Source organism: Desulfosoma caldarium (assembly GCF_003751385.1).
In the GTDB taxonomy this organism is placed as follows: Bacteria; Desulfobacterota; Syntrophobacteria; order Syntrophobacterales; family DSM-9756; genus Desulfosoma; species Desulfosoma caldarium.
Genome location: NZ_RJVA01000013.1, coordinates 219,742 through 240,674, shown reverse-complemented (window position 1 = coordinate 240,674; position 20,933 = coordinate 219,742). Strand labels below are relative to the sequence as shown.

Here is a 20,933-nt window from a genome sequence, read left to right as displayed (position 1 = left end):
GGCTCGTGCCCTCAAACCCTCACTCGGTGCCTGAGGCGCCCTCCTCATCGAGTTTTTCCGTTTCGTGCACTCCCGCGTAGATGGCGCCGCTGCGCCCGTCGATGCCGATCACATCGCCCGTTCTCACAAAACGCCCTCCAATGAGACATTGCCCGTCCCGTTCCCAGACCCTCAGCTTGGAACACCCCACAACGCAGGTCTTGCCCAAGCGATGGGCCACGATGGCCGCGTGGGAGGTGGCGCCGCCCTTTCCGGTCAAAAGGCCGTCGGCAATGGAAATCTCATGTATATCATCGGGGACCGTGTCCGAACGGATCAAAATGATGGCTTCACCCGGGTAGTCTTTTTTGAGCCGCACGATGTCGTTCACTTCAAAAGCCACACGGCCGCACAAAGCCCCTCCACTCACCCCGATGCCGTGCCCAAGGTAACTTTTTTCCAATTCATTTGTCACCTTGAAACAGGGGTACCGACGTCGGGTGCGCGGGGACATGTTACGCGATTGCAAAATGTAGAGCCCATCTCCGTCGGCGCCCTGAAAAGTGAACTCAATTTCCTGAGGTCCCCATCTCTGACGCTCGATGAGTTCTTTGGCGATCTCGGTGAGGCGCTGAAACACGCGAGGGAACAGGGATTCCAGGGAATGTTCCTTGCGTTCGGGCGCAGCCATGCGTTGTTTCTCGGAAAGGGGCAAGGTTTCCACCAGGCCGCCCACCACGTCTTCGCCTTGGTTGCCCAAGGTGAAATCGCCCCTGGGGTCGATGTCGTCATCCGACGTCCACGGATTGTGGGTGAACATGACGCCAGATCCCGACTGCAGGTCCAAGTTGCCGTAAACCATGGTCTGAATGGTCACCGCCGTGCCCCAGTTTTCCGAAAGCCCCATGATCTGCCGATAGGTGATGGCCTTGGGAAAGAACCAAGATTCCATGACCTGTCGAATAGCGGTAAAGAGCTGCTCCACCGGGTCGTCGGTGATGTCGATTCGGGACTGCTGTGTGTAATCCCGGTACGCCAAGGCCACTTCTCGCATTTCTTCCGGACGAAATTCCCTCTTGAACAACCGCCCATACTTTTTCTTGTAAAACTTCATGATGGCATCATAGTGATCGCGATCCAGTCCGAAAGACATGCCCCAGGACTGCACGAACCGCCGATAGTTGTCCCAGGCAAACCACGGCTGCCCACTCTGCCGAATCAACCCCTCCACAATGTGCTCGTTGATGCCCACATTGAGAAACGTGTTCATCATGCCCGGCATGGACACCGCCGAACCGCTGCGTACCGAAAGCAACAGGGGATTGTGAGGGTCCCCGAAGCGTTTTCCGGATCGGCTTTCCAAGTCCGCAATGTGCTCGAGAACGCGCCTCTTAAAATCTTCGTTGGACTGCTGCAGACTTTCGATGACATCCTGACAGCGAAAATATTCTGTGGTGATGATGAATCCAGGCGGCACTCGAATCCCCAAGGAATGCAGCTGAGTGAGGTTATACCCTTTGTTGCCAAGATGAATCAAGTCGTAGGTGGCTTCGTTCGGAACATGAATGCGGGAAATGGTCTTTTCCGGGTCGTAGCTGAGCAGAAGGTCCAGCTTGTCCGTGCTCAGTTCTTCCTTTTGCGTTGCCAGCGTGGTGAGAATGCTGCTGATGAAGTGGTCGAAGTATTGCAAACCAAAGGTGCGCGCCACGAGATCTCGAAGGAACTTCTCCGAAATGCGATGGACCTGCTCCTCAAGCTTTTCTCCCATGTCCCGGCGCCGGTACCGAGGCAGCAGGTCCCCCGATTGGCTCAACTGCCGAATTACCACCGCCAAATTGTCCTCGTGAACCGCATGGTAAAAACTTTGAATGACTTGCTTGATGGCTTCGGAAAACCCACGGAAAATGTCCATGTACTGCGAATGGGAAAACCTTCGAATCTGCAACGCCCTCTGAAACAATTCTTCCTGACGATCCAACCATCGGGAAGAAATCCCGTCAATGGCCAAGGCTCGAATGAAAAGAGGCAACACCCGGCTGATGCGAAAGAATGTGGCCCTCGTAATGAAACTCAGATTGAATGAAAGAATGACTTCCTCAAAGAGCACATTGGCCAGGTTTTCCAATCGAAATGTAAGGCCTAGAGCATCGAACTTGCGTTCACTATACGAACCGTACATAGAAGGAATATCTACGGCGATGTGCCTCTTGAGGTAGATATTTTCCACGAAGGTCATTTCCAGGTCGGTAAGCAGAATCTCCTTGAGGTGTTCCAGATAGTCCAGAATGGCTTCCAATTTGGCGAGAGGATCTTGCCCCTGCAAGGCCTCCTCCAGAGCTCGAGGATCCGGCAACCCCAATTGACCGGCGCGTCGCAGGTGCAGCTGAATGTCCTTGTAACTCAGGGCGTACTTTTCATGCAGCAGCTGGTAAAAGCGGATCATGAGAAAGGCGCGCTGTTTTTCACGCACCGAAACATTGGGAATCTGTTCAATCTTTGATTGAACCACTTCCTCGGAAAGATCCAAAAGATCTCTAATGTGATGCACGCCGTCGTTACCGGACAAGAGATGCTTCATAATGCGGTGCATCTCCTCCACAAAGGGGCCGGTGTCGTGCACGTCGCGAAACACTTCAGGAGGCACGAATTTTCTGAGGGGCTCTTTGTCCAGCGTGTGCCAGAAGTGAAAGATGGCCTCGATGAAAAGCACGACGAGGTTGTTGCTTTCCACGTGGCTTTGTTTGCGCAGAAAATGAATGAGCGGATCCCCTCGCTGCGTGATCTCGTCCACGTCTGTGGACACGGCCCGTAACAGCCCCTCGGCGCCCACCTCGTTGAAATAGACGGGAAAAAGTTTGGTGAGCTGTTTGACCAGGTTGAACAGCGGCCCAATGGGTGCATGCAGCAGTAGGCTCACATCCTTCTGAAACAGATCCGTGTCCCGCACATAGATGCCCGCAAGAAACAGGTTGACGATGAGGGCTGAAAGAAGGGTTCGCGTGCGGCGCGGGTTCTTTCGAATAAGATCCAACCAGACGCGAACGTTGGTCAAGTGCGCCGGGTTGACCTGCACCTGCCAGTGCTGGGACACGCCTTTGAGTTTGGGTGTTTGAAAGCCCAGGCTGATCACGTGGCGAAGGAAGAATTCTATGAGTTCTCGGTCATCCGTGCCGAGGATTTCCAGACCCACGGTGCGCACACAGTGCAGGGCCGCTTCCGGATAGGTGTTCAGGCACCCTCGAAGCGCCTGCAGGAACCGAGTAAGCCGAGGCCTCAGGAATTCTTGGGATTCTTCGCGAATCCAGCGGCCCACATCCATATTCATGGCCCGCAGCGTCTCTTCATGAATGGGCTCCAGCCCCTTGGTCTCCATGATGCGCAGCCGCAGCAGCATGCTCACATGGCCTGCTTGTTCCGCCGGAACACTTCGACCCACCTTGTCCGCCAACTGCTGATAGGCTCGCACGATGTCGCGAAAATCCGCCAGCTCACACAGCTGCTCCACGGCACGCCGAGGGTCCTTTTCGGCCCGAAGACCTTGAAGGCGCTGGAGGGTCCGTTCGTGGTCGGCTTTGAGCAGGGGCGAGAAAAGGGGGCGCCACGCCGACACATCTTCTTCGCCTTGGAGTTGCCGAGAAAGCCAGGCCAGGGGATCTTCCCTTTGAACCCAAAATGTGTGCGTTTCGGTGAGCACCCGCTCCAGAAGCCGACGGCCTTCCTCAAAGGACGCCGAAGACGACCAAAGCTCAAGGCATCGGCGAAGCAGTTTCTTGGGCTGATGAAAACTGCGCACAACCCATTGAAAAGAGGACTCTTCCAGGGCGTGCAGTCGGGCAAAACACCATCGCAAAAGGCCTCCATGAGCCCGCCCTGTGGGCAGGGCATTGGGGTCATCGTCTATGGGAGGCCCGTGGGGCACTTCACGGCACAATTCGGGGGCTTCTTCGAGAATCTTCAGCCACAGGGCCAGGAGATAATCGGCGGCAGTGGATTGGGTTTTGGGGTTTTGGGCATCGGAAAGGGCCTGCACAAAGATGCGGCTCAAAAGGGTCACCACGGCGCCACTTTTGGGGTGCTCACGGTAGAGGCGAAGGTTGCTGGTGGCGTAGCGCCAGGTCTCTTGCAGCACGTAGGCCCAGTTGCGGTACCGGTGGTGATACTCCTGGAGAAGATCCCGCGCCTGTTTTTCCTTGCCGGCGTATCCTCGAACCGCTTCCACCAGCACTTCATGGCCCGGATCCACCATCACGGGCACATTGGTCACCATGAGATTCTTGAGCAGCGCGTCGGACTGGACACTCGCCCTTTGCATCAACAGGACCCCTCCTCGCTCCCCTTCGCATTTTCACCATTGAACCAGCGGCTCCTCCAGATCCGGTCCATTTCCAGCTCCATGAGCACCGCGGGCTCCCGAAGTCCATCGTAATAATTGGGACGCACGCCGCAGGGTCGAAATCCCAGGCTGAGGTAGAGCTGCTGGGCCGCGTAGTTGCTTCGGCGCACCTCCAAAAGAGCCACTCGAGCGTTGCGCTGGCAGGCGTGCTGCAACGCCGCGAGAAGCAATCGACGACCGATGCCGCGACGTCTCAGCGCAGGGTCTACGGCAAGGTTAAAGATCTGCACCTCATCGGCCACCAGCCACACGCAGATGTAGCCCACAATGCGGCGCCGATCCGTTCTATGGTGCGCCACCAGCATGAGGGCATGAGGTCGTTCCAGCTCCTCCACAAAAAAAGACTCCCGCCACGGATCTACGTGACTCGCCCTTTCGATCTCCAAAACGGCGGGCAAGTCCTCCGGCCGTACGGGCTCAATCACTATGGGCAGGAGAGCGCTCATGGTCCACGCCTCGTGCCTCGGGTTCGGGCCGGGACGACAAAATCTCACTGGCCAAAGCGATATGGCGGCGGCCGTAATCTCGAAGGGTTTCCGCCGCTTCTTTGAGCGGGCGGGTGCTGCGGATTTCCGCGAACTTGATAAGCATAGGCAGATTGAAGCCGCTGAGCACTTCCACGCGCGACCCCACAAGAGCCAGGGCCACATTGGACGGAGTCCCGCCGAAAAGGTCGGTGAGCACAATGACGCCCTGCCCCACGTCCACGTCTTTGATGGCCTGCGTCACTTCCCGCACCATCTTCTCCACGGGCATGTCCGGATCCATGGACACGGCTCGCACCCCTTCCAAGGGTCCCAGGATGAGCTCAGCGGCTCTGACCATTTCCTGAGCCACACGGCAATGGGCCGCCACAACCAGTCCGATTGTCGACATCTTCGGCGCGGCCTCCTCGCCCCTGTTCTAGCCCCGCCCTCGAGAAAGCGCTCAGCTATCCAAATGCACGTCGCGATGGAATAACACCGTATAATAACCTGCCTCACGTATCCTGTCAGCAAGTCGCTCGGCAATCACCACCGAACGGTGCTTACCTCCCGTACACCCCACGGCCACGGTGAGGTAGCGCTTGCCTTCCTGCACGTATTGAGGCAGCAATTTGAGAAGCAGCGCTGCGTATTCGTCCAGGAATTCCATCGCCTTGGCATGCCCCAGAACCCAGTCCCGCACTGGCGCCTCACACCCGCTCATGGGCCGCAAATGATCCACAAAATAGGGATTGGGAAGAAACCGCACATCCATGACCAGCTCCGCTTCCATGGGCAAGCCGTACTTGAAGCCAAAGGAGAGAACCTGTACGCTCAATCGCGCTCGATCGCTGACCAAGGAAAAGGTTCGCGTGATCAGGGCCTTTAATTGATGGACCGAAAAATCGCTGGTGTCGATGACGCGCGTGGCGCGGGCCCGCAGCGACGCCAGTTCTTCGCGTTCCCTGTGAATGGCGGCCACCAGGCGGGATTCTTCAGCGCTGATGGGATGCAGGCGCCGAGTTTGGCTGAAACGGCGCTGCAGCACTTCCGTGGTCGCTTCAAAAAAGAGAATCTCCAAAGCATACCCAGCTGCTTCCACGTCTTCAAAAAGCCGGTCACCGTCCCGAAGAAAGCTTCGACCTCGAATATCAATGCCCAAGGCCACTTTTTTGAGATCCGGCTTGTCCCGCTCACAGAGTTCCAAAAAGTGCGGCAGGAGCGGCACCGGCAAATTGTCGATACAAAAATAGCCGATGTCTTCAAAAGCCTTGATGGCGGTGCTTTTACCCGAACCCGAAAGCCCGGTAACAATGACCAGATGAGTCTCCCGTTTCGCCATCTCGACCCTTCCTTGCTCGATGAGCTCAGCCGCAGCGAAGCGCCGGGATCGTGTCGACGACCATGGGACCAAGCGCCAGCCCACAGGGCTTCAGCATGGCCCAACGGCTTTGGTCCAATGCCGGATGGAGGTTTTATGTCGCCGGCATGGTGCGGCATTGTCCGTGCGAGAAAGAAAAGGGGGCGTCGACCCTTTGCCGCCCCCCTCCAATGATCCCGTGCGGCACGACGTCTAAAAGACGTCGTCTTCCTGCTGAATGATGTTGAAGATTTCCTCCTGTGTGGCCGCCAATCCCAAGCGGCGCCGCACAGTGGCACTTTTTAAGAACCGAGCGATTCTCGCTAGGGCCCTCAGATGCGTCCCGGCACAGTTTTCCGGAGCCACCAGAAGAAAGAAGAGGTGCGCCGGCTTTCCATCCATGGATTCAAAATCGATCCCTCGTGTCGATCTGCCAAAGGAGACCACCAACTGGTCCAGATTGTCGATTTTTCCATGAGGAATGGCAATCCCTTCGCCAATACCCGTGCTTCCCAGCTTTTCCCGTTCAAGAAGAACTTCCAGCAGGCGATGGCGATCCAATTGAGGCTTGTGACGCAACACGGCGTCGGTCAGCTCTTCCAAGACCTCTCTTTTGGTTTTGGCTTCCAGTTCGGCAATGATGGCCTCTTTGGGCAAAATCTCCGAGATTTTCATCGATCCTTTGGGATCCTCCCTTGGTGCGCGGTCCCAGTTCACGGAACCCCTTGTCTCAGTCTTCAGACCCCCGTATCGCTTCACTGCACGGGTTCAATGAGCCCATAGTTGCCGTCTTTTCGGCGGTACAGCACATTGACGTTCATCGTGGCGCGGTTCGTGAACACCAAAAAATCCCCGTTGGACAAATTGAGCTGCATGACTGCCTCATCCACATCCATGGGCTTGGCATAAATCTGCTGCGTCGTCACCACGCGCGGCTCCGAAGTCACTTCGGAAGGCCATTCCAGAATGTTCATCGTGAGCCGCTGTGCCTTTTCTGACGCGGTGAGCTTTCGGTTTCGAAGTTTCTCTTTCTGTTTCTTGACTTGCCCTTCCAGCTTACCCACCACCATATCAATGGCAGAATACATGTCTTCCGTTTCTTCTCTTGCATTGATGCGAAGGCCGTTGGATTCCACGGTCACATCGGCGATATGTCGAAATTTTTCAACCTGCAACACCACATGGGCTTCAATGGGTTCTTCCAAATATTTTTTGATTCGGGATACCTTTTCCTCGGCGTACCTCTTCAAAGCCTCTGAAGCTTCCGTGTGTCGAAAAGCCACATTGATCTGCATGGGCTCACTCCTCTTCGCCGTTCATGGGCACATCGCGACCCTTTCAAAGGGGCTCGGTCACGTTCCCCAGAGCACGCGCTTTCTCTTGTGCGACGGAAGAATGCCGAGCATCTCTCTATACTTGGCCACTGTTCGGCGCGCGATCTGAATGTTTTCCTTTTTCAAAAGATCAACCAAATCCTTGTCGCTGTAAGGGTTGGCGGGATCTTCGTCTCGAATCAGCCGGCGGATACGTTCTTTAACGCTTTCGGAAGCCACCGCTTCACCCACCACACTGTTAATGGAACTGTTAAAGAAATATTTCAACTCAAAAATCCCCTGAGGTGTGTGCATGTACTTATTGGTGGTAACCCTACTGATGGTCGATTCGTGCATGCCCACATCCTCAGCCACATCCCTCAAGACCATAGGTTTAAGGTAATCGACACCTTTTTCAAAGAATTCCCTCTGAAAGTTGACGATACTTTGAGCTACCTTGTAGAGGGTACGTTGGCGTTGATGAATGCTCTTGATCAACCAGGCTGCGGAACGGAGTTTTCCTTGAATATATTCCTTGGCTTCTTCCGGAACGGTGGAATCGCGGCGCAAGGCTTCCTTATAATAAGGATTCACTCGTAACCTAGGCAGCCCGTCTTCGTTGAGTAGCACCACGAAGTCATCGTCCACTTTGATGACAAAAATATCAGGGCTCACATAATGGACGTCCTCCTTGCTGTAGGCTCGGCCCGGCTTGGGATCCAAGCTGAGGATGACTTCCACGGCCGCCTGCACCTCCTCCTTGCTTCGCCGCAGCACTTTCACCAGCCCCTGATAGTTCTTCTTTTCCAGGTAAGGCAAGTAGTTTTCAATGATGGTTTCCACTAGGGGGTTAGGTTCATACAGGCTGCGCGCTTGAATGAGCAGGCATTCTTGAAGGGTGCGGGCGGCCACGCCGGGAGGGTCAAAGAACTGCACCTTCTTGAGCACGGCTTCCACTCGATCCACCGAGGTGCCGGTGAGCTGCGCGATTTCATCCAACCCGGCCAAAAGGTAACCGTCGGAACTGAGGTTGCCGATGATCTGCACGGCGATTTCACGCTCCCCTTCCGTAAAATCCGACAGGCACAGCTGCCACATCAGGTGGTCTTCCAGGGATGGCTTGGATGTCAGGCGCTGCTCAAAGGAAGGCTGTTCCTGGTTCGGGTCCCTTTCATTGGTCACCGGCGCATGGGTGTTGTAGTCGGCCAGAAAGCTCTCCCAGTCGAAATCATCGCGCACCTTTTCCGTGATTTCCACCTCATCGTAGCGCTCTTCCACCCTCGGCACCTCCGGCTCTACCTCATCTTTCGTCTCCACGTCTTCAACGCCTTCTGCTACCTCCTCCAAAACCGGGTTGACCTCCAACTCCTGCTGAATGGTCTCCAGCAATTCCAGTCGAGACAGTTGCAAGAGTTTGATGGCTTGCTGCAACTGCGGTGTGATAATCAGTTGCTGCGTCAGTTTCATGTGTTGTTTGAGTTCCAAGGCCATACCGTCTTCCCGTCCCTAAAGGCTGAATTCGTGCCCGAGGTAGGTTCTGCGAGCCAGTGCGCTTTGGGCGATCACCTGGGGAGGGCCATGTTCGAGAATGCGCCCTTCGTGCATAAGGTAGGCTCGATCACAAACTCGAAATGTCTCTCGGACATTGTGATCGGAAATCAGAACGCCGATCCCGCGCTCTTTCAAGGAACGAATCAGCCCTTGAATCTCCACGACGGCAATGGGATCGATGCCCGCGAAAGGTTCGTCCAACAGAATGAAGCTGGGTTGCGTCACCAGAGCCCGGCTGATCTCCAGCCGGCGCCTTTCCCCACCAGAGAGCCTGTCCGCCCGACTGCGCCCCAAGTGCTCGATGCGAAGGTCCCGCAGCAACTCATGAAGCCGCTGTTTTCTCTCTTCTCGGCCGATCTTCAAGGTTTCCATCACGACCAGAAGATTTTCTTCCACGGTGAGTTTACGGAACACAGAGGGCTCTTGGGGCAGATAGGTGATGCCCTTGCGGGCCCTCAGGTACATGGGATCCCGAACGATGTTGTCTCCGTCCAAATATACCGCGCCGCTGTCCGGCCGAATGATGCCGATGATGCTGTAAAAGGTCGTGGATTTACCGGCACCGTTGGGGCCCAGCAACCCCACCACCTCCCCTTGATGCACCTCCAAGCTCACGTGATCCACCACGACCCGCCCGCCGTATTGCTTCACCAGACTGTCCGTGAGAAGAACACGTCCCGCTGTCATGGTTTCTGGGAGGACTCCTTAGGATGAAAGACCGCTTGCACGGGTCGGCCCGCTCGACCCTCGACCACACTCCTTTGCTCTTGAAGGTAGAGCGTGATGAGATCGCCTTGGACCTTGTCCTTGCCCTGCACCAGGATGGGATCGCCCATGAGGACAACCTTTTGCTGCCTGTTGTCCAAGAGAGCCTTTTTGGACGTGGCCACGCGATCCCCTTCCGAAATGACCACGTTGCCTTCCGCCTCGATGCGATCAATCTGGTCTCCCGTCACCTGCCCCGATGCCACACCGGAACCCTTGGCCTTTTCAACACCGTACACGGTGAGCTTTTCTGCAGTGATCGTCATGGTTCCCTGCTTCACCACCACATGGCCTTCAAAAACCACCGTGCGACTCTTCTGGTCGGCCACCATGCGATCGCTCGCAATCTGAATGGGCGCTGAGGGTTCTCGCCCCGCACGCTCAGGCATTGGGACCTGGTTTTGCGCGCAAAGTCCGGGGGCAAAGGCCAGCACCAAGGCCGCAAAGCCTGCTGCCACGGCGCATCGCCACCCAATCCTTTGAGCCTTCATTTTCCACGGCCTACCCGCGACTCCCACGTGCCCGCTCATGCCCATCCTGTCCGCACTTCAAAAGAGTCCTCGCACCACCGCCCGCACGTCTCCTTCCACACGTACCCTGGACGAGGCCACGTCATAGTACCACTGCAGCCCGTGAAGATCCACCTGTGGGCCCATCAACCGTACGGGGGAATGGGATTCGATTCTTTGCGCCGCATGGTCGTAATAGACCTTGTCGCACTGCACTTCGTAGCCTTGGGGAACGCGGGCTGTGACATTTCCCCACAGTTCGATGTCTTTTCGGCCCGTGTGCAACAGACCATGCTCGCTCACCAGAAACATTTCCTGATGATCGTCCATAAAGAGGGTCAAGGCCACCTGTGTCAGCAGCGTTTTTTGCTCCCCTTCGTAATACTTAGCCTCTTGGGCCCTAATTCGCCACATGGGCCGGCCTTCCTGCATCTCCGTGTAGTCCATGTTCGTCAGCCGAATATCAGAATCCACGGAAGGCACGGCGAAAGCTTTTTCCACTTTCTCGTCTTCGTGGCTTTCAAAGAGGGTTTGCACAAAAACCACGGCCGCCACCATGGCCGCGATCACGAAAAGCCAAGCACCCACCTTGGCGCTTTTTTTCATGATGCGCGTTGCTCCTTTGCCCTTTTCACTTAATCCCTTTGGTTATTTAACATGTGCTTTCTCGCACTGTAAAGAATGATACCCCGCACCGAGGGATTGACAGGCCCGCTTTTCGTCTTTAAGTGTCGCCCGTGGGTCTCCAAGAAAAAGCGGAGGCCAAGAGACAGCGTAGGGTTGGTCCATCAAAGGGATAGAGAATGAACGCGGACTGCATCGTCATTGGAGCGGGGCCCGCGGGATCCTGTGCCGCGCGAAAAGCCGCGCAGCGCGGCCTCAAGGTCCTATGTCTGGAAAAGGAAAAATTCCCTCGGGCAAAGCCGTGCGGAGGCGCCCTGTCCATAAACGCCGTCAAAACTCTGGATTGTGCTCTGCCCGCCTACGTCCAAGAAGGTTTCGCGTACGGTATTCGAGCCCATTATGGCGCTCGCGTTCTGGAAGCTCGGCGCGCTCAGCCCATCGCGGTGCTGGTGCGCCGGGAAGTCTTTGACACCTTTCTTGTGGACAAGGCTCGAGACGCCGGCGCCGTCGTGCACACGGAAGAAAAAGTGCTGGCCTTGGAAGAAACTCCTCACCATGTTACGGTGCGCACCACGCGCGGGGAGTACCGCTGCGCCTATGCTATCGTGGCGCACGGGGCCCAAGGAGTTTTGAACCGGCGCCTTTCAGGCCCGTCGCGCACGGGAACACGTTGGAAAGCCGTGACCCACCGCGAAGCCGCCTCCGTTCTTTGGCCTTCTTTACGGTCCAAAGATCCCGTTTTGGAATTCTATTTCGATGCCTATCCCAATGGGTACGGCTGGGTTTTTCCCCTTCGCAACGCCTTTTCCATCGGCGTGGGAGGACTTCACGGTGGGCCGTTGTCCACTAGAAAAGCCTTCCTTAACTTTATGCGCCGGCTTCACGGTCCAAAGCACTCCGCCTATCGAGGCGGCACCATACCCTGTTGTGGCATCGCTTCTGTGTTGGGCACTCAGCGAACGCTCTACGCCGGCGATGCGGGCGGCTTTGGAGAAGCCTTTTCCGGAGAGGGGATTTTCTACGCCATGCGATCCGGGCAATTGGCCGCAGACACCATCGCCGACGCCATGAAAGGATCCATCAAAGGCCCTTTGCCTCAGGTCTACCGGTCCCAGTGCCTTCAGGTTCTAGGGGACAATCTTCGGTACGCGGCTTTCTTCGCTCGATGGGTTTATCGGTTTCCGGGGTTTTTTGTGAGCCTCTTTGCCCGCAGGCCCGTTTGGGCGCAGGAATTTCTCGGCATTCCTCTGGGAGAAACCACCTACAAGCACTTTCTTCTGAAGCGCTTCAGCCTAGGACTTCTTGGACATAGCGGGCCGTGACCCTATCCCACAAACCCTGAACGTTGAGAATGAGTTCACAAATTTCCCGCGCAGCTCCTTTGCCGCCATCCCGCTGCGTTATGTAATGGGCAAACGGCTTGACGTGCTCCACGGCATCCCGAACACACACAGCAAAGCCCACGCGGCGCATCACCGGAATGTCGATCAAGTCGTCTCCCACATAGGCTATCTGATGGTCTTTCAGACCGGTGGACGCCTTGATGGCCTCGTAAGCCTCCAGCTTGCGATGAAAGCCCTGGTAGACATGCTCAATACCCAACCCCTTGGCCCGGTGTTCCACGCAAGCGCTGAATCGCCCAGAAAGGAGCGCAATTTGAAGGCCTGCACGCTGCAACAGTTTCATCCCGTGGCCGTCTTTGACGTCAAAGGTTTTAGATTCGGAGCCATCGTCATGGATTGTGATGCCACCGTCGGTGAGGACGCCGTCCACATCAAAAATCACCATGCGTACGGCACGGATTCTTTCCTTAGTCGCTTCATTCACCCCTATGGTCATGGTCATCGTCTGCCGCTCCATGGAAAAACGTGGCCATCCCGCGGCATCCCATCTCTGAACGCCTTGGCGCCGTCTATAGGGATGCGCTGTGCCGCCTTGGCCCACCGTTCATGCCGTCCTTAAAACGGGCTCGTTTTGTAATCGAATGGGATGCTTTCGAGTGGTCTCGTAGAGGTCCTTCAACGCCGTGAGAATGGCAAAGACCTCGTTCAAGGGTACGGAATTGGGGCCATCACAGAGCGCCCGATCCGGATCCTCATGAACTTCCATAAAAAGTCCGTCCGCTCCCGCCGCCACGGCCGCTCGAGCCAGGCTTTCCACATACTGGCGTTCGCCACCGGAAGCCGTGCCCTGGCCTCCGGGAATCTGCACACTGTGTGTGGCGTCAAACACCAAGGGGTACGGGGACCGGCTGAGCAGGCTTACCGAACGCATATCCACCACCAGAGCGTTGTAGCCAAAGCAGGTGCCTCGTTCGGTAATGAAAATGCGCCGATTCCCCACGCTTTCCGCCTTTCGAACCACATGAAACATGTCCCAAGGAGCCAGGAATTGGGCCTTTTTGAGATTGATGGGCTTTCCCGTTTTGGCAGCAGCCACCACTAGGTCCGTCTGCCGAGCCAAAAAAGCGGGAATTTGTAAAACATCTACCACTCGAGCCGCCGCCGCGGCCTCTTGGACGGCGTGCACATCGGTGATCACGGGCACACCCACCTGGGATCGCACGCGCTCCAGAATCTTGAGCCCTTTTTCCAGCCCAGGGCCGCGGTACGATTCCACGGAGGTGCGGTTCGCCTTGTCGTAGGAACTCTTGAAGATGTAGGGAATGTCCAGTTCCCGACACATGCGGGCCACGGACGATGCCACACGCAGGGCCAAGTCTTCGCTTTCCAGCACACAAGGTCCTGCAATGACGAAAAATCGATCCTTGCCAAAGGGCTGCCCTCGAATCCAGATGGAAGACGCCGTCTCGCTCACCAGGGATCACTCTCTTTCTCGCTGCTCATTCACCGGCACCTCATCCGTTGCACCCGCCTCATGGCGCCTCTTTTCGGAATACTCCAGCGCCTTTTCTACAAAGGCTTTGAAGAGCGGATGCGGGTCCATGGGCCTGGACTTAAATTCCGGGTGGAATTGACAGCCCAAAAACCACGGATGATCGGCAAGTTCAATGATTTCCACCAGGTTGCGGTCTGGAGACAACCCCGTAAAGCGCATCCCGGCACGGCCCAAAATGTCCCGGTACTCGTTGTTGAATTCGTAGCGGTGCCGATGCCTTTCCGAAATCTCCACTTTCTGGTACGCGGCGTAGGCAAAACTGCCCGGCTCCAGCAGGCACGGATAGGCTCCAAGGCGCATGGTGCCTCCCAAGTCCGAGTCTTCATCCCGGTGCACTCGCCGGTTATTCTTGTAATCGAACCATTCCCGCATGAGAAAGATCACGGGATGGGGCGTGTGCTTGTCGATTTCCATGCTGTGCGCCCCTTCAAGACCCGCCACGTGTCTGGCAAATTCCACCACGGCCATCTGCATGCCAAGGCATATGCCGAAAAAGGGAACCTTGTTTTCTCGAGCATAGCGAATGGCCTTGATTTTGCCCTCGATGCCCCGAGACCCAAACCCTCCGGGCACAAGAATGCCGTCCGCCTGCTGCAGCAACGCTTCCCCGCCCGTACGTTCCACGTCTTCCGAATCGACGTAATGGAGCTTCACACGGGCGTCGTTGTCCGCTCCTGCGTGAGCCAAAGCCTCGTTGAGGCTCTTGTAAGACTCGCGCAGATCAATGTACTTGCCCACTACGGCGATGGTCACGCGGCGAGACGGATTTTTCATGCGCCGAACGAGCTCGCGCCAGTCATCCAGCTGAGGGGCGCGGGTCCAGATATTGAGCATCTTAAGAATCTTTTCATCCAGCCCTTCGTCATGAAAACACAAAGGCACTTCGTAGATGCATTCCACGTCCCTGGCCGTAATGACGGCGTCCGGCTCCACGTTGCAAAAGTGGCCGATTTTTGCTTTGATTTCCTTGGACAGGGGAAATTCCGTGCGGCACAGCAAAATATCCGGCTGAATACCGATGCCTCGCAGTTCCTTGACGCTGTGCTGCGTGGGCTTGGTTTTCACCTCCCCCGCGGCCTTCACATAGGGCACCAGCGTCACATGAATGTAGAGGGCGTTTTCCCGGCCCACATCAATGCGAAATTGGCGAATGGCTTCCAGAAAGGGCAGGCTTTCGATGTCCCCGACGGTTCCGCCAATTTCCACGATGACCAGATCGACGGCATCGGCCACTTGACGAATGCAGGTCTTGATCTCATCGGTCACATGGGGAATGACCTGCACCGTACCTCCAAGATAGTCCCCGCGTCGCTCTTTGGTGATCACGCTGTAGTAGATGCTGCCGGACGTGTAGTTGTTGCGCTTACTCATGCGCGCATGGGTGAAGCGTTCGTAGTGGCCCAGATCCAAGTCGGTTTCCGCCCCGTCGTCCGTGACGTAGACTTCGCCGTGCTGAAAGGGATTCATGGTACCCGGATCCACATTGATGTAGGGATCCAGCTTCTGCAGTGTCACTCGAAGGCCACGGCTTTCCATCAGGGCTCCGATGGAGGCCGCCGCCAGACCCTTGCCCAAGGAGGATAGAACCCCTCCGGTAATGAAGATGTATTTGGGTTCTCTCAAAACACCGGTCCTTTCTCACAGCCGTTGGCCCAAACCTTCACCCTTGAAAGCCCCTGCCCCTAAACAGATCCAATATAGCGGAAGGTCGGCTCAAGTCAACGCACGGGCTTGGCAGCCCTTGTGGCCAAGTTGTACGATTTTTCTCTTGCAATTCATAGGCACTTTTCTTAGGCTTTGGCGCGAAGGGGCCCGGGGTTGGGGCATGCCCGCCACTGCAGCGCACAAAGCATTGATCAGCACCTCATGATTGCTTCGATCGGCAGGTTCCGGCCATGATCGTACGCCATTGGATGACCACGCGTGTGGTGACCACCGCCAAAGAGGCATCTGTTCAGGATGCCTTGAAGTTGATGAAGCGCCATTCCATTCGACACCTGCCCGTGGTGCAATCGGACGGCACGTTGGATGGCTGGGTGACAGACGCCGATCTGCGCAGTGTGCTCATCGCTTCCATGCTAGAAGACCTCCGCGTGGAAGATGTCATGGTGCGACAGCCTATCACGGTCCGTCCTGACGATTCATTAGAAACCGCCGCGCGACTGGCCCTGGAAAACCGCATCGGTGGCCTGCCCGTGGTGGACGATTCCAAAATTGTGGGCGTCATCACGGTGGTGGATATGCTCTCAGCCTTCATTTCCATGTTGGGCCTCATGCAAAGTTCCAGTCGGCTAGATGTGAAGCTTGTGGGCCCTAAACAGTCCTTGGACAGTGTCACGCGGTTGCTGCAGAAGCAAGGAGCTGAAATCATCAGTGTTTGTCATGTGCGGCCAACGGATGCTCAGGAGGCCGTGTATTCGTTTCGCCTCAAAAAGTGTTCCATGGAACCGATTATCGGATCCTTAAAGGAGGAAGGCATCGAAGTGGTTTCGGCGGAAGTGTGAGCATTCCCCCGCCGCAAAAAACGCACGACCGGTAAAACCCGCTTGGTGATGCATCCCTCATGAGCCCAAAGCCTGCAGCGATGGGCACGGCCTTCTCACGCTGACATTCCTATAACGCCTCATTTCCTCCTCACGCACCTCTTGTCGAGGGTTTTACCGCCTCTTTTGTGTCACCTCTTCTATGAAATTCAGCGCCTGCGCGGCGTGCAGGTGCAAGGGTTTGGGTAGGCCTGATGAAATCCTCGGTTCGGCAAAGGAGGTGATGAGAAGGACCCATTGAAAAGTGCGGGAACCGTGATGTGATGCCGGGCGATGAGGCGCCGCGGGCATCCATGTCCAACGAGCAGGTCAAGGAGGAACGAGCATGGCCAAGATACCGGAAAACTATCTCCCCCCAAAAGACATGTGGCCCGAATACATTGTGCCGGAAGAATTTGCCGACACGCCGATGGAACTCAATCTCGCCGACTATCTGCTGGACAGGCATGTTCGAGAAGGGCGGGGAGACAATCTTGCCATCAAGTTTATGGACAAGCAGTTCACGTATGCCCAGCTTCAGCAGATGGTCAACAAGTTCGGCAATGCTCTGAAGGCCGCCGGCGTTGAACCTCAAGACCGCATCGGCATTCGTCTGGTCAACTCCCCTCAAGCCCTTGTCACCATCTTTGCCATTGAAAAAATCGGGGCCATTCCTATTCCCACCTCGCCTCTGTGGTCCAAGGAAGAAGTGGCCTTTGTGGTCAACAATGCGGAAATGAAATACTTCGTGGTCAACGCGCCGCTCATGGGCCCTGTGGAAGAAGCGAAGCCGGACTTTGAATACGGCACCAAGGTTATCGTCATCGGCGGCAATCCCGATGAAGTCAAGGCTCAGGGCAACCTGGTCTATGAAGAGATGCTGGAACAAGGATCCCCCGATCTGAAACCGACTATGCTCAAGGCCGACGACATCGGAGTTATCCTGTACACCTCCGGCACCACGGGGATGCCCAAGGGCTGTGTGCATTTCATTCGCCCCGTGATCATTGAATCCCGGCTGGTCAACAAGTACGTGTACAATTTGAAGCCCGGAGATGTTTTGGGCGGAGCGGCTCCGGTGTCCTTTGCGGCCGGCTTTGGCACCTTCACGCTCATTCCCTTTGAAGGCGGCGCGTGCATCTCGCTTCTGCCCAAATTCGCGCCTGCCGACATGATGGATCTCATTCAAAAACACAAGATCACCGTGCTCACCGGGCTGCCTACGGCCTATCGAGCCCTGATGAAATTCCCCGATTTCAAGAAGTACGATTTCAGCAGTGTGCGCCTGTGCACCTCCGGCGGGGACGCTCTGGGGGCCGAAACCCTGGAAGGCTGGACAAAACTGACGGGCCAACCCATTTGGGAAGGCCTGGGCGGCACAGAAATGCTGCACCTGCTCACCTCCAACACGCTCAATCCGGAACCCGTGCCCAATTCCATCGGCAAGCCCTTGCCCGGAGTGCTGGTGCGCGTCGTGGACGCGGAATGGAAGGATTGCAAGCCTAACGAAGTGGGCAGCATGATCATCAAGGGCCCGTCGGGCACCCTGTACTGGAAGCCTTACGTGGACGGCGAACGGTTGCTCAAGTCCCAGCAAAAGGGTGTCAAGAACGGCTGGAACCAAATGGGCGATGCCGTGTACATGCGGGAAGACGGCAACATCTTTTTCGTGTCCCGCGAAGACGACATGATCAAGAGCTCCGGCTATCGCATCGGCCCTGCGGAAGTGGAAGAGGCGATTCTAAAACATCCGGCCGTGGCCGACTGCGGTGTCGTTGGGGTGCCGGATCCAGAAAAAGGCCAGGTCACCAAGGCCTTCATCGTCCTTAAACCTGGCCATGAAGGCGGCGACGCCTTCTTTGAAGAACTCAAGGAATTCCTCAAGCAACACATTGCCGTCTACAAGCTGCCGCGCCTCGTTGAATACGTGGACAGCTTGCCGAGAACGCCCACCGGAAAGCTGCTTCGACGCATGCTGAGGAAATAAAGGCTCAACGGGCAACGACACTTCTATGAGGCGGCATGGGCTCTGTGCCGCCTCATCCATTTGGGTTACACTCTAGCGTCACGAAAAAGGCCAAGGGCAGGATCGACAACGCCGCCAGGAGATGCAGCGTGGGGCTTGAGCGCGCCGTGATGCGCTCCCACAGGGGAAAGCCATCATGGCCTGCGCGAGAACCTTCCAAAAGCTTGCGCCAGGGCAGAGAAGACTGTCGCTCCTGCCAAAGCGCGATCCCAGAACGGACGCATGTGTTGGATTTCTGCCTGCGCGGAGGTGACTGAAGTGAGCGGGAATGACGGTGCATGAGGGGTGGGCAACAACCCTGGAGGCATTGTTGGACAAGCAGCAACGGCGGGTGTTTGCCGCAGGAAAGGAAAAAGCCATGGCATTTCGAGTCACCGTACTGTGTGAAAACACCGTTCCCGTGCCCGCGCTCGTCGGGGAGCACGGCTTTGCCGCCTACGTGGAAACGCCAAAGGCGACCCTGCTCTTTGATACGGGCCAAGGTTTTGGTTTAATACAAAATTCCCTTCGACTCAAAAAAGATCTTTCCAAGGTGGACAAGCTGGTGCTCAGCCACGGCCACTTCGACCACACGGGCGGCATGTTGGCCTTCCTCGGAGTCCGAGGTCCGTGCCCTGTGGTGGCGCACCCGGATGTGCTGCTGGAACGGTTCCGCTACATGCCCGTAGGCCCCGTGGAAAAGCCCGTTTCCATCGGGTTGCCGTGGAAGGAGGCGTACTTGACGACGCGGGGCGCGCAGTTTCAATGGTTGGAAACCTTTGCGGAAATTGCTCCCGATGTGTTTGTGACGGGGGAAGTGCCTCGGCGCACCGATTTTGAAACGGGAGATCCCAAGTTTGTGGTGCGATCTAACGGCGACTGGACTCCCGACCCCTTTCGCGACGACTATTCCATGGCCCTGAAAACTTCCAAAGGCCTTGTGGTCATTCTGGGTTGCGCCCATGCCGGCTTGATCAACATCTTGGACCATCTGACCCGCCAGACGGGGGAACATCGCGTTTACGCTGTCCTCGGGGGAACGCACCTAGGTTTTTCGCCCGTGGACCAGCTCGAGAAGACCATGGAAGCCCTCAAGCGGTTTGACATCCAGATTCTTGCGGTCAGCCACTGTACCGGCCAAGGGCCCATTGCCAGGTTGTCGGCCGAATTCGGAACCCGTTTTGCCTTTGCCCCGGTCGGCTACGTGCTGGACGTGGCGGATTGAGGCGGTCGACACAGACCATCTTGCCCCTTCCGGCCCCATGGCCTATGGTGAGTGGGTGGGCTCGCGCAAGAAACATTCCGCAAAGGCTGCATGACGCAGCAAGGAAGGAAGGGGAACGATGTGGCAAGCATGGCTGTTGGGGCTGTGCCTTTTCCCATGGATCGCGGGGATCTCGGCCGTTCATGCCCAAGGGTCGCCGGGGGATGGGGTGCGCCTTGGCGCCGTGAACCCGCTCACGGGAAAGTTGGCCAATCACGGTCAGGAAATCCTCTGCGGCATTGAAACCGCCGTGAAAGAAGTCAATGCGCGAGGCGGGATCGGCGGTCGCCGAGTGCAGCTGCTGTCCAGGGACGATCAGAGCCATTTGGAAACGGCCATCAATCAGGTGCAGGACCTGATCTATCGAGAAAAGGTGACGGCCTTGACCGGCGGCTATGTGGATTCGCTGGTCGGCCCCATCAGTCAGCTGGCTTCCAAAGCCCACGTGCCCTATGTGGCCTCGGCAAGCCTGCAAAGGGACCTGACCCTGCGAGGAAAAAATCCCTTCTTCTTCCGCATCTCACACCTGAACGGGGTCACGGAACCCTTGTGCCGGTTTCTTCCTCAGGTCCTGGTCGGCAAGAAAGCGGCCATTGTGCATGCAGCGACTCCCGGGGCGACGGAATTTTCTCAAACACTTTTTCAGTGCCTTCGCGATGGGGGCATGGAGCTGGTCCTGGTGGAAAAGTTTCGCCCCGGCATTCCTGATTTTTCACCCCTTCTTCTCAAAATGCGCTCTCTTCAGGTGGACGTTCTCATCAGTGCCGGTTTTTTTTCGGATCACCTGATTCTGGTGCGTCAGATACGAGAACAAAACGTGCCTCTGACAGCCTACATCGGGCCATGGGGAGTGGCCTATCCGGAATTTATTCAGCAAATGGGCATGGCGGCGGAAAACCTTGTGGGCCTGAGTGCCTGGCAGCCGGATTGTCCGTTTCCCGGAACGGAAGAGGAGTCTCGGCGATTTACGGAAAAATTTCGAGCCACCTACGGGCGCGAGCCCACATCCACGGTGATGCACGGCTACACTTCGGCTCGAGTGCTGCTTGAAGCTATGGGCGCCGTCGCGGCCCGCGGCGCCCCTTTGGATGGCCCCCACATCGCGCAAGCCTTAAGAAGCCTTGATATCACGGTGCCCATGGGGCGCGTGCAGTTTGACGCCAATGGCGATCCCCTTCACTATCGGCAGGTGGTGGTTCAGATTCAAAATGGGCGACTTGTGCCGATTTTTCCGGCGCAGCGCGCCCACGGTTCTTGGATTCCCATGACGGTTCCGGCGCACTAGC

The 20,933-nt window shown here is 56.6% G+C and carries 18 protein-coding genes; 5 read left to right on the top strand and 13 right to left on the bottom strand.

From position 1 onward, the window contains the following. Positions 1-19: 19 nt before the first annotated feature. The 10 genes from EDC27_RS11475 to lptC all read right to left on the bottom strand — a co-directional run bounded on the left by EDC27_RS11475 (position 20) and on the right by lptC (position 10,940). Positions 20-4,291 carry a PEP/pyruvate-binding domain-containing protein gene (locus EDC27_RS11475; protein WP_123290748.1) on the bottom strand — a complete coding sequence of 1,424 codons (4,272 nt, stop codon included), beginning with the start codon at positions 4,289-4,291 and terminating at the stop codon, positions 20-22. After that, positions 4,291-4,818: a ribosomal protein S18-alanine N-acetyltransferase gene (gene rimI, locus EDC27_RS11470; protein ID WP_123290747.1), complete on the bottom strand. Its 528-nt coding sequence runs from the start codon at positions 4,816-4,818 to the stop codon at positions 4,291-4,293. Before rimI ends, EDC27_RS11475 begins: the two co-directional genes overlap by 1 nt. Further along, on the bottom strand, positions 4,790-5,248 hold the full coding sequence (locus tag EDC27_RS11465; protein WP_123290746.1) for a PTS sugar transporter subunit IIA: 459 nt from the start codon (positions 5,246-5,248) through the stop codon (positions 4,790-4,792). The genes rimI and EDC27_RS11465 overlap by 29 nt, the downstream gene beginning before the upstream one ends. Before the next feature lie 51 nt (positions 5,249-5,299). Continuing rightward, complete coding sequence (rapZ, locus tag EDC27_RS11460; RefSeq protein WP_123290745.1) at positions 5,300-6,178, bottom strand: RNase adapter RapZ; 879 nt, start codon at positions 6,176-6,178, stop codon at positions 5,300-5,302. A gap of 231 nt (positions 6,179-6,409) precedes the next feature. Then, positions 6,410-6,871 (bottom strand): PTS sugar transporter subunit IIA, encoded by a 462-nt coding sequence (locus EDC27_RS11455; protein WP_123290744.1) that lies wholly within the window; start codon positions 6,869-6,871, stop codon positions 6,410-6,412. 80 nt (positions 6,872-6,951) lie between these two features. Next, positions 6,952-7,491, bottom strand: a complete 540-nt coding sequence (gene hpf, locus EDC27_RS11450; protein ID WP_123290743.1) for a ribosome hibernation-promoting factor, HPF/YfiA family — start codon at positions 7,489-7,491, stop codon at positions 6,952-6,954. Between the two features lie 57 nt (positions 7,492-7,548). Beyond that, positions 7,549-9,000 carry an RNA polymerase factor sigma-54 gene (gene rpoN, locus EDC27_RS11445; protein ID WP_123290742.1) on the bottom strand — a complete coding sequence of 484 codons (1,452 nt, stop codon included), beginning with the start codon at positions 8,998-9,000 and terminating at the stop codon, positions 7,549-7,551. A gap of 15 nt (positions 9,001-9,015) precedes the next feature. Continuing rightward, entirely contained in the window at positions 9,016-9,747 is a 732-nt protein-coding gene (lptB, locus tag EDC27_RS11440) for an LPS export ABC transporter ATP-binding protein (RefSeq protein WP_123290741.1), read from the bottom strand. Then, on the bottom strand, positions 9,744-10,355 hold the full coding sequence (gene lptA / locus EDC27_RS11435; RefSeq protein WP_170161774.1) for a lipopolysaccharide transport periplasmic protein LptA: 612 nt from the start codon (positions 10,353-10,355) through the stop codon (positions 9,744-9,746). Before lptA ends, lptB begins: the two co-directional genes overlap by 4 nt. Before the next feature lie 18 nt (positions 10,356-10,373). After that, on the bottom strand, positions 10,374-10,940 hold the full coding sequence (gene lptC, locus EDC27_RS11430; protein ID WP_123290739.1) for an LPS export ABC transporter periplasmic protein LptC: 567 nt from the start codon (positions 10,938-10,940) through the stop codon (positions 10,374-10,376). Positions 10,941-11,137: 197 nt separating this feature from the next. On the opposite strand from lptC, the gene EDC27_RS11425 reads away from it, so the two are divergent. After that, complete coding sequence (locus EDC27_RS11425) at positions 11,138-12,280, top strand: geranylgeranyl reductase family protein (RefSeq protein ID WP_123290738.1); 1,143 nt, start codon at positions 11,138-11,140, stop codon at positions 12,278-12,280. Here EDC27_RS11425 and EDC27_RS11420 read toward each other — a convergent pair. The 3 genes from EDC27_RS11420 to EDC27_RS11410 all read right to left on the bottom strand — a co-directional run bounded on the left by EDC27_RS11420 (position 12,246) and on the right by EDC27_RS11410 (position 15,479). After that, a complete protein-coding gene (locus EDC27_RS11420; protein ID WP_245994499.1) occupies positions 12,246-12,803 on the bottom strand; it encodes a KdsC family phosphatase in 558 nt (185 codons plus the stop codon). The two genes, EDC27_RS11425 and EDC27_RS11420, sit on opposite strands and share 35 nt — an antisense overlap. A gap of 102 nt (positions 12,804-12,905) precedes the next feature. Then, on the bottom strand, positions 12,906-13,775 hold the full coding sequence (gene kdsA, locus EDC27_RS11415; protein WP_245994497.1) for a 3-deoxy-8-phosphooctulonate synthase: 870 nt from the start codon (positions 13,773-13,775) through the stop codon (positions 12,906-12,908). 6 nt (positions 13,776-13,781) lie between these two features. Then, positions 13,782-15,479, bottom strand: a complete 1,698-nt coding sequence (locus EDC27_RS11410; protein ID WP_123290737.1) for a CTP synthase — start codon at positions 15,477-15,479, stop codon at positions 13,782-13,784. 272 nt (positions 15,480-15,751) lie between these two features. Here EDC27_RS11410 and EDC27_RS11405 point away from each other — a divergent pair, with 272 nt between their 5' ends. The 4 genes from EDC27_RS11405 to EDC27_RS11390 all read left to right on the top strand — a co-directional run bounded on the left by EDC27_RS11405 (position 15,752) and on the right by EDC27_RS11390 (position 20,932). After that, positions 15,752-16,360, top strand: coding sequence for a CBS domain-containing protein (locus EDC27_RS11405; protein ID WP_123290736.1), 609 nt, complete (start codon positions 15,752-15,754; stop codon positions 16,358-16,360). 364 nt (positions 16,361-16,724) lie between these two features. Continuing rightward, positions 16,725-18,365 (top strand): acyl-CoA synthetase, encoded by a 1,641-nt coding sequence (locus tag EDC27_RS11400; RefSeq protein ID WP_123290735.1) that lies wholly within the window; start codon positions 16,725-16,727, stop codon positions 18,363-18,365. A gap of 397 nt (positions 18,366-18,762) precedes the next feature. Next, the gene (locus tag EDC27_RS11395; RefSeq protein ID WP_170161773.1) at positions 18,763-19,608 is read left to right on the top strand and encodes an MBL fold metallo-hydrolase; all 846 of its coding nucleotides are present in this window, start codon (positions 18,763-18,765) and stop codon (positions 19,606-19,608) included. Positions 19,609-19,726: 118 nt separating this feature from the next. Then, a complete protein-coding gene (locus tag EDC27_RS11390; RefSeq protein WP_123290733.1) occupies positions 19,727-20,932 on the top strand; it encodes an ABC transporter substrate-binding protein in 1,206 nt (401 codons plus the stop codon). The last annotated feature ends 1 nt before the right edge of the window (position 20,933 follow it).